Origin of the sequence: Flavobacterium sp. J27 (assembly GCF_004303025.1) — a bacterium.
GTDB lineage: Bacteria > Bacteroidota > Bacteroidia > Flavobacteriales > Flavobacteriaceae > Flavobacterium.
This window is the reverse complement of the sequence record NZ_PJQW01000005.1, coordinates 301,787-309,108: the sequence shown is the minus strand read 5'-3', so window position 1 is coordinate 309,108 and position 7,322 is coordinate 301,787. Positions and strand designations below refer to the sequence as shown.

The window sequence follows — 7,322 nt, the reverse complement described above, 5'->3', positions numbered from 1 at the left end:
AAACCAGTGAAGCTAGCTTCACTGGTTTTAATTAATTTATTGTAAAACTTGTCAATCTATTTTAGGACGACTCATTGTGTTTTACAATTTAATTTTAATTCAAAGCTTGTTGTAAATCAGCTAATAAATCATCAATATCTTCAACACCAACACTCAATCGCACTAAATCATCTGTGATACCTATTTCAGCTCTTTTTTCAGCGGGAACTGAGGCATGAGTCATAGAAGTTGGATGATTTGCTAATGATTCAACACCTCCTAAAGATTCTGCTAATGTAAACACTTTAACTCTTTCTAAAAATCGAACAGCATCTTCTAGTTTTCCAGAATTAAAAGTAAAGGTTACCATACCCCCAAAACCACCTATCATTTGTTTTTTAGCGATTTCATGATGTGGATGATTTGTTAAACCAGGATAATATACTCTTTTTATAGCTGGGTGATTACTTAAGAATTCGGCTACTTTTGCCCCATTCTCACAATGTCTTTGCACTCTTAAATGTAAAGTCTTAATTCCTCTAAGAACTAAATAACTATCCATTGGCCCTAAAGTGCCACCAGTAGCAAACTGAGCAAAATGTAGTTTTTCACCTAATTGAGCATCTTTAACAACTAAAGCACCAGCAATAACATCTGAATGACCTCCTAAGTATTTTGTTGCAGAATGCATCACTATGTCCGCACCTAAGTCTAATGGTTTTTGTAAATATGGCGTTGCAAAAGTATTATCCACTGCAAATAAAAGATTATTTTTTTTTGTGATTTTTGCTATAGCTTCTATATCGGCTAATTTCATTAAAGGATTGGTAGGGGTTTCTACCCAAACCAACTTGGTGTTTTTATTGATTAAACTTTCCAATTTTTGTAAATCAGTCATGTCTACAAAATGAAATTTGATGCCGAAATCTTGATAAATACGAGCAAACATTCTGTAAGTTCCTCCATATAAATCATCCATTGCAATAACCTCATCGTTAGGCTTCAATAATTTCATTACAGAATCTGTAGCCGCTAATCCTGACGCGAAAGCCAACCCTCTTGTCCCATTTTCGATACTCGCTAAAGCATCTTCTAAAGCCGTTCTAGTTGGATTGGCAGCTCTACTATATTCATAGTCGCCAACAGGTTTCCCAGGAGAGGTTTGTGCATAAGTAGAAGTTTGAAAAACAGGTGGCATAACCGACCCAGTTACTTTTTCATGATGTTGTCCACCATGTATTGTTTTTGTATTAAATTTCATTTCTTTCTTTTTTACAAAGGTATTAAGTTTATACGAATTTTTTAATTTGTAAGATTACACCTAAATGAATTCCTTCGTGAAAATTAGTAAACTGCATAGCATCTTCAACACTTCTTAAAGTAAAATTTGCAGTAGATACGGTGTATTCAGTGTAATTTTGAAACAACCCATTATCTAAATCTTCCTGAGTTTTTGTTATGGTAGTAAACAATAAACTTTTAATTGCTTCCACTTCATCTTTAGAAACAGTCCCATGAGGAATGGTTCCTTTCTGATATTTAGCTACCATTTCATCAGTAACCATCATTGCTAGTCCTGAAAGTTTATAGGCAAGCAATTGTTGCGTAACAACAATATGACCAATATTCCAAATAATATTATTTTTAAATCCATCAGGTACTCTATTAAGCTGTTCTAAAGTGCAGTTTTCTATAATTTTTTGAAATAATTCCCTACTTGAAATAGTAACTTGTAAACTAGTATTCATGTTTTCTTTTTTACGAAGGTACAAAAAAGAAGTTTTAAGATTTTCTTAAATTTAGTTAAGATAATACTGAATACAATACGAATTCTAAACAACAATAACTCCTTAAAAATTAAAAAAAACTTTTTTGGGGTCAAAATTTTATATTTTTGTAAAAAAACAATTCATGCGAAAAATATTTTTTTTAAAAACTTGTGATACCTGCAAACGCATTATAAAATCATTACCTAATACAGATGGATTTGTTTTTCAAGATATAAAAGAAGAACCTATTACTGTAAAGCAACTTGAAGCAATTTACGCTTTAACCAAAAGCTATGAAATTTTATTTAGCAAAAGAGCCAAATTATATAAAGAGATGGGATTGAAAGATGAAAATTTAAAAGAAGAAGATTTTAAACGCTATATCTTAGAACATTATACATTTTTAAATCGTCCAGTAATTGTTATAGATGACAAAATTTTTGTGGGAAATAGTTCTAAAACGACACAAGCTGCCATTGAAACTTTAAGCTAATGAGTAAAAGAGCTTTAGCGCTTCTTGGAGCCACTTTTGTAGCTTTAATTTATGGGGCCAATTTTACGATTGCAAAAGACGTTATGCCTACTTATGTGCAACCATATGCTTTTATTTTAATTAGAGTAATTGGTGCCTCTATTTTATTTTGGTCGCTTACTTTTTTTGGTCCCAAAGAAAAAATTGCGCTTCAAGACTTTCCGCGCATTATTGCTGCGTCCTTATTTGGTGTTGTCATCAATCAATTGTCATTTTTCAAAGGACTGAGTTATACTTCGCCAATTAGTGCTTCCGTTATTATGGTTACAGCACCTATAGTCGTTTTAATTTTATCGGCCATTTTACTTCGCGAAAAAATAGAATTTAAAAAAGTACTTGGCATTTTAATTGGTTTAACAGGAACATCCATTTTAATCTTGTATGGAAAAGATATCGGAGATAGTACGAATGCTGGTTTAGGTAACTTTTTAGTTTTTGTAAATGCCTCCTCCTATGCTGTATATCTTATTATCGTTAAAAAATTAATTTCAAAATACCATGCCTTTACCTTTATAAAGTGGATTTATACGTTTGGTTTGGTGTTTACATTTCCTTTTGCAATTGAAGAGTTTAAAGCTATTGAATGGGAAAATATACCTACAAACATTTATTATAACATAGGTTTTGTTGTGTTATTTACTACTTTTCTAGCTTATTTAATTAATTTAATGGCTATGAAAGAACTAAAACCTACCACTCTTTCCGTTTTTATTTATTTACAACCTTTATTTGCTACAATTATAGCCATAAGTTTAAAAAAAGACGAATTAAATAGTGTGAAATTAGTTTCTGCTTTACTAATTTTTATTGGCGTTTATTTGGTTACCCAAAAAAAGCAATCCCTAAAGAATAATTAGTAAATAGCTCCATTTCGAAATATCTAGTCACTTTTTACCCTTCAATTCTCACTATTTCTTATCTTTGACTTCTTTTTATAATACAATATGATACTATCCATGACTGGTTTTGGTAAAGCCACTAAGCAATTACCAAATAAAAAAATAAATGTTGAAATAAAATCTCTTAACAGTAAAGGTATAGATTTGAATATGCGAATGCCTTCTGTTTACAGAGAAATGGAATTGAGCTTACGCAATGATATTTCACAAAAATTAGAACGTGGGAAAGTAGACTTTTCTTTATACATTGAAGTAACTGGAGAAGAAACAACTGCAAAAGTTAATGTTCCAGTTATCAAATCGTATATTACTCAAATGAAAGCCATTTTACCTGAAGCTGACGCTACAGAATTAATGAAAATGGCTGTTCGTATGCCCGATGCACTTAAAACTGAACGTGATGAAATTGATGAAAAAGAGTGGAATGAAATTTTACAAGTGGTTAATGACGCTTTAGAAAACATACTCACTTTTAGAAAAGATGAAGGAAAATCGCTAGAAAGAGAATTTCAATTACGCATTGCAAATATTCGTTCTTATATGGAACAGGCTTTATTGCTAGATCCTGAACGCATCAAAAACATTAAGGAGCGTTTGCAAACTGCTATAGATGAGTTGAATGTTACTGTCGATGAGAATCGTTTTGAACAAGAATTAATTTATTATCTAGAAAAATTAGACATTACAGAAGAGAAAGTACGTTTAACAAACCATTTAGATTATTTTTTAGAAACCCTAAATAGTAACGAAGCTAATGGAAGAAAATTAGGCTTTATTACTCAAGAAATGGGAAGAGAAATTAATACCATGGGTTCCAAATCGAATCATGCAGAAATGCAGAAATTAGTCGTTATGATGAAAGATGAATTGGAAAAAATCAAAGAACAAGTATTGAATGTTTTATAATTCAAACTTGTTATCCTGAACTTGTTTCAGGATCTAAATAAAGACACTGAAACAAGTTCAGTGTGACAAAATCACTTAAGAATGGTAAAAGGAAAATTATTTGTGTTTTCAGCTCCGTCTGGATCAGGTAAAACCACAATTGTAAGACACTTATTAGAACAACCCGATTTAAATTTAGAATTTTCTATCTCTTGTGCGACTAGAGATCCTAGAGGAGAAGAAGTAAATGGAAAAGATTACTATTTTATCTCATGGGAAGCATTCAAACAGCACATTAAAAACGAAGATTTTATTGAATGGGAAGAAGTGTATACCAATAATTTTTACGGTACATTAAAAAAAGAAGTGGAACGTATTTGGGCTTTAGGGAAACATGTTATTTTTGATATTGATGTGGTGGGTGGCTTGCGAATTAAACACAAATTCCCTGAGGAAACCTTAGCAGTTTTTGTAAAACCTCCAAGTGTAGACGAATTAAAACGCAGATTGAAACTTCGTTCTACCGAAAGTGAAGATAAAATTAATATGCGTATTGCTAAAGCTTCGGTGGAATTAGCTACGGCTCCACAATTTGATAAAATTATTAAAAATTATGATTTAGATACTGCGAAAGAAGAAGCGTATCAATTGGTGAAGGAGTTTATTGGAAAATAGTACTTAGTGGTTAGTCCTCAGTACTTAGTAAAAAGCGAATTTCTAGTAGTCAGTATTTAGATAAACTATTTTATGAGTGGGATTAAGTCTTATAGAGAATTACTTATTTGGCAAAAAGGCATTAGAATTGTTGTTCTTGTATATAAACTAACTCAGAATTTCCCTAAAGAAGAGATTTATGCTCTGACCAGTCAAATTAAAAGAGCTAGTGTATCTATTCCTTCTAATATTGCTGAAGGTTTTGGTCATCAAACAGACAAGTCATTCAATCATTTTTTGAATATTTCTAGAGGTTCCTTAAACGAATTAGAAACACAACTTATTCTTGCAAAAGAATTAGAATTCAATTTAGATAAAAAAATTTTTAATGAAATTATGCTTTTGATTGAAGAAGAAAGTAAAATGATACATTCTTTTTCAAAAAAGTTAAAAGAATAAAAACAGTAATTTAGCACAAAACATTAAAAACTAAGGACTAACAACTAACTACTGAGTACTAAAATCATGAAAATCGGTTTATATTTCGGAACATTTAATCCTATTCATATTGGTCATTTGATTATTGCCAATCATATGGCGGAACATTCCAATTTGGATCAAGTTTGGATGGTGGTTACCCCTCATAATCCTCATAAAAAGAAAAACACTTTGCTGGATGATTATCATCGTTTGCACATGGTCCATTTGGCTACAGAAGACTACACCAATATTCAACCTTCCGACATTGAGTTTAAACTTCCTCAGCCTAACTATACGGTTCATACATTGGCTCATTTACAAGAAAAATATCCAAAATATGAATTTTCTTTAATTATGGGTGAAGACAATTTAAATTCCTTACACAAGTGGAAAAACTATGAGGTCATTCTACAAAATCACGAGATTTATGTATATCCGAGATTAAATGCGGGTGAAATGGATGACCAATTTGCCAATCATCATAAAATCCACAGAATTGGAGCTCCAGTAATTGAATTGTCTTCTACTTTTATTCGAAATAGCATTAAAAACAACAAAAATGTAGTGCCGATGTTACCGAATAAAGTTTGGGAATATGTAGAACATAATTTATTTTATAAAAAGTAATAAAAAAGCCTTGTTTTTAAATGAAACAAGGCTTTTTTATAGTTTATGCTTTCACTCTTTTACGAATATCTTCCAAAGTATGATCCACCAATAATTTTCCATCTCGGAACACTTCTTGCATTTCTCCTTGTCGTTCTTCTTCCCAAGAAACTTTATCTTTTAAGTTGTATTTCCCATCTAAAAGTTCAATTTTCATTAACCCTTTTGCCGATTTTTTGGTACCATCATCTGTAATAGGATCTTTAAAAATGGCTCTTCCTTCTCCATTTACTTCACCATAAGTAGCTTTCATGGCAAAACCAAACGTATCTCTAGTATTGTATTGATAAGTAAACGAACCTATTCCCAAAACCACATTCGTAGAAGCAAATCCTTTTTTCTTTAATTCTTCACATATTCTAGTCGCTCTGTCCATCGTAATACTATCTCCATAAATCGCTCCAATTTGTGGAACTAGTTCTTTATATCCTTTCGCATTAATTGTTCCTCCAAAAGTATCCCAAAGCAACTCTACAACACCTTTTCTTTCTTGTTCGGTTTTTCCATTCGGGTTACCGCATAAAATATAAATTGGATCGCCACTATCTGGTCGAATTACCACTTTACCTTCTCTCGCTATAATTTCTTCTTTTAATCGTGGTAAATAATCCGTTACTACTTTCCATAAATCCCAAGTATCGGAAACGATAGACACAATGCCTTTTGGATACACCTCACAAATTAATCGTTTAAACGTGTTGTATTCTCCTTCTGTTGTTCCCATACACATAACCGAATGCTCTGTAGCTGCTACAGAACCTCCAATTAACATGGCATCGGAATTAGCATTGTAATAGGTTTCCAGAAAATCAATGGCAGGAATGGTATCGGTTCCTGTAAAACTCAATAAATGTCCGGCAGCAGAAAGTACTGCTGCTTCAATACCAGCCATACCACGCATAGAAAAATCATGTGCTTGCCAATCTACAAACTCAGGTATAGAAGCTGTATCTTGCGCATATTGGTCTAAAATTTTACGATATTGTTTCGCAATAGTAGCCGAATTACAGGGTAACCAAACTACTGCTGAAAGTAACGTTTCAAAATAATTGGTCAACCAAAAGAATTCCGATTGGGTATTATACATGGTAAACATGGGTGTACGAATGGGCACGCTCACCCCTTCAGGTAAGGCTTTGAAAACCATTGGAATATAACCTAAATCATGTAAAGCAGCAATGTGTTGTGTCCCTACTTGGTTTTCACCCAAATAGTTATTGATACGACGTGCATATTTTTGCACCACTTCTTCTTTGGGTTTCGCAAAAAAATGATTTTGAAAATCTTCTAAAATGTATTTTTTGATAAAATATTGCAATCCAAAGAATACCACTTCATTTATGCCTTCAATTCTAGATTTTCTAGGTGTCCAATTGGAATATACTAAACTCGTTCCATTTGGATATTGTCTTCGGTGATCTACTTTATAGCCGTCGGTTAACAGTAATGGGTTCATAT

9 protein-coding genes are annotated in these 7,322 nt (G+C 32.1%); 6 read left to right on the top strand and 3 right to left on the bottom strand.

The window, feature by feature from the left end; all coding sequences use genetic code 11:
- Nucleotides 1–94 precede the first annotated feature (94 nt).
- Both CX675_RS09355 and CX675_RS09350 read right to left on the bottom strand, forming a co-directional pair.
- Complete coding sequence (locus CX675_RS09355; protein ID WP_130734974.1) at nt 95–1,240, bottom strand: cystathionine gamma-synthase; 1,146 nt, start codon at nt 1,238–1,240, stop codon at nt 95–97.
- A 28-nt stretch (nt 1,241–1,268) separates the two neighbouring features.
- Nucleotides 1,269–1,727: a DinB family protein gene (locus CX675_RS09350; RefSeq protein WP_130734973.1), complete on the bottom strand. Its 459-nt coding sequence runs from the start codon at nt 1,725–1,727 to the stop codon at nt 1,269–1,271.
- 163 nt (nt 1,728–1,890) lie between these two features.
- Between CX675_RS09350 and CX675_RS09345 the strand changes: the two genes are divergently transcribed.
- The 6 genes from CX675_RS09345 (at nt 1,891) to nadD (ending at nt 5,825) form a co-directional block, all read left to right on the top strand.
- Nucleotides 1,891–2,241 (top strand): arsenate reductase family protein, encoded by a 351-nt coding sequence (locus CX675_RS09345; protein WP_130734972.1) that lies wholly within the window; start codon nt 1,891–1,893, stop codon nt 2,239–2,241.
- Entirely contained in the window at nt 2,241–3,137 is an 897-nt protein-coding gene (locus CX675_RS09340; protein ID WP_130734971.1) for a DMT family transporter, read from the top strand. Before CX675_RS09345 ends, CX675_RS09340 begins: the two co-directional genes overlap by 1 nt.
- 87 nt (nt 3,138–3,224) lie before the next feature.
- Nucleotides 3,225–4,085, top strand: coding sequence for a YicC/YloC family endoribonuclease (locus CX675_RS09335; protein WP_130734970.1), 861 nt, complete (start codon nt 3,225–3,227; stop codon nt 4,083–4,085).
- Between the two features lie 81 nt (nt 4,086–4,166).
- Complete coding sequence (gmk, locus tag CX675_RS09330; protein WP_130734969.1) at nt 4,167–4,739, top strand: guanylate kinase; 573 nt, start codon at nt 4,167–4,169, stop codon at nt 4,737–4,739.
- Nucleotides 4,740–4,811: 72 nt separating this feature from the next.
- Nucleotides 4,812–5,177 carry a four helix bundle protein gene (locus tag CX675_RS19990; protein ID WP_205728619.1) on the top strand — a complete coding sequence of 122 codons (366 nt, stop codon included), beginning with the start codon at nt 4,812–4,814 and terminating at the stop codon, nt 5,175–5,177.
- Between the two features lie 66 nt (nt 5,178–5,243).
- A complete protein-coding gene (nadD, locus tag CX675_RS09320; protein WP_130734967.1) occupies nt 5,244–5,825 on the top strand; it encodes a nicotinate (nicotinamide) nucleotide adenylyltransferase in 582 nt (193 codons plus the stop codon).
- 43 nt (nt 5,826–5,868) lie between these two features.
- On the opposite strand, the gene CX675_RS09315 is transcribed toward nadD, so the two are convergent.
- Nucleotides 5,869–7,320 (bottom strand): nicotinate phosphoribosyltransferase, encoded by a 1,452-nt coding sequence (locus tag CX675_RS09315; RefSeq protein ID WP_130734966.1) that lies wholly within the window; start codon nt 7,318–7,320, stop codon nt 5,869–5,871.
- Nucleotides 7,321–7,322 lie beyond the last annotated feature (2 nt).

What these genes read in the sequence shown, in the direction of transcription:
- CX675_RS09355 (WP_130734974.1), bottom strand. Translation starts at nt 1,240, where the DNA reads ATGAAATTTAATACAAAAACAATACATGGTGGACAACATCATGAAAAA.
- CX675_RS09350 (WP_130734973.1), bottom strand. Translation starts at nt 1,727, where the DNA reads ATGAATACTAGTTTACAAGTTACTATTTCAAGTAGGGAATTATTTCAA.
- CX675_RS09345 (WP_130734972.1), top strand. Translation starts at nt 1,891, where the DNA reads ATGCGAAAAATATTTTTTTTAAAAACTTGTGATACCTGCAAACGCATT.
- CX675_RS09340 (WP_130734971.1), top strand. Translation starts at nt 2,241, where the DNA reads ATGAGTAAAAGAGCTTTAGCGCTTCTTGGAGCCACTTTTGTAGCTTTA.
- CX675_RS09335 (WP_130734970.1), top strand. Translation starts at nt 3,225, where the DNA reads ATGATACTATCCATGACTGGTTTTGGTAAAGCCACTAAGCAATTACCA.
- gmk (WP_130734969.1), top strand. Translation starts at nt 4,167, where the DNA reads ATGGTAAAAGGAAAATTATTTGTGTTTTCAGCTCCGTCTGGATCAGGT.
- CX675_RS19990 (WP_205728619.1), top strand. Translation starts at nt 4,812, where the DNA reads ATGAGTGGGATTAAGTCTTATAGAGAATTACTTATTTGGCAAAAAGGC.
- nadD (WP_130734967.1), top strand. Translation starts at nt 5,244, where the DNA reads ATGAAAATCGGTTTATATTTCGGAACATTTAATCCTATTCATATTGGT.
- CX675_RS09315 (WP_130734966.1), bottom strand. Translation starts at nt 7,320, where the DNA reads ATGAACCCATTACTGTTAACCGACGGCTATAAAGTAGATCACCGAAGA.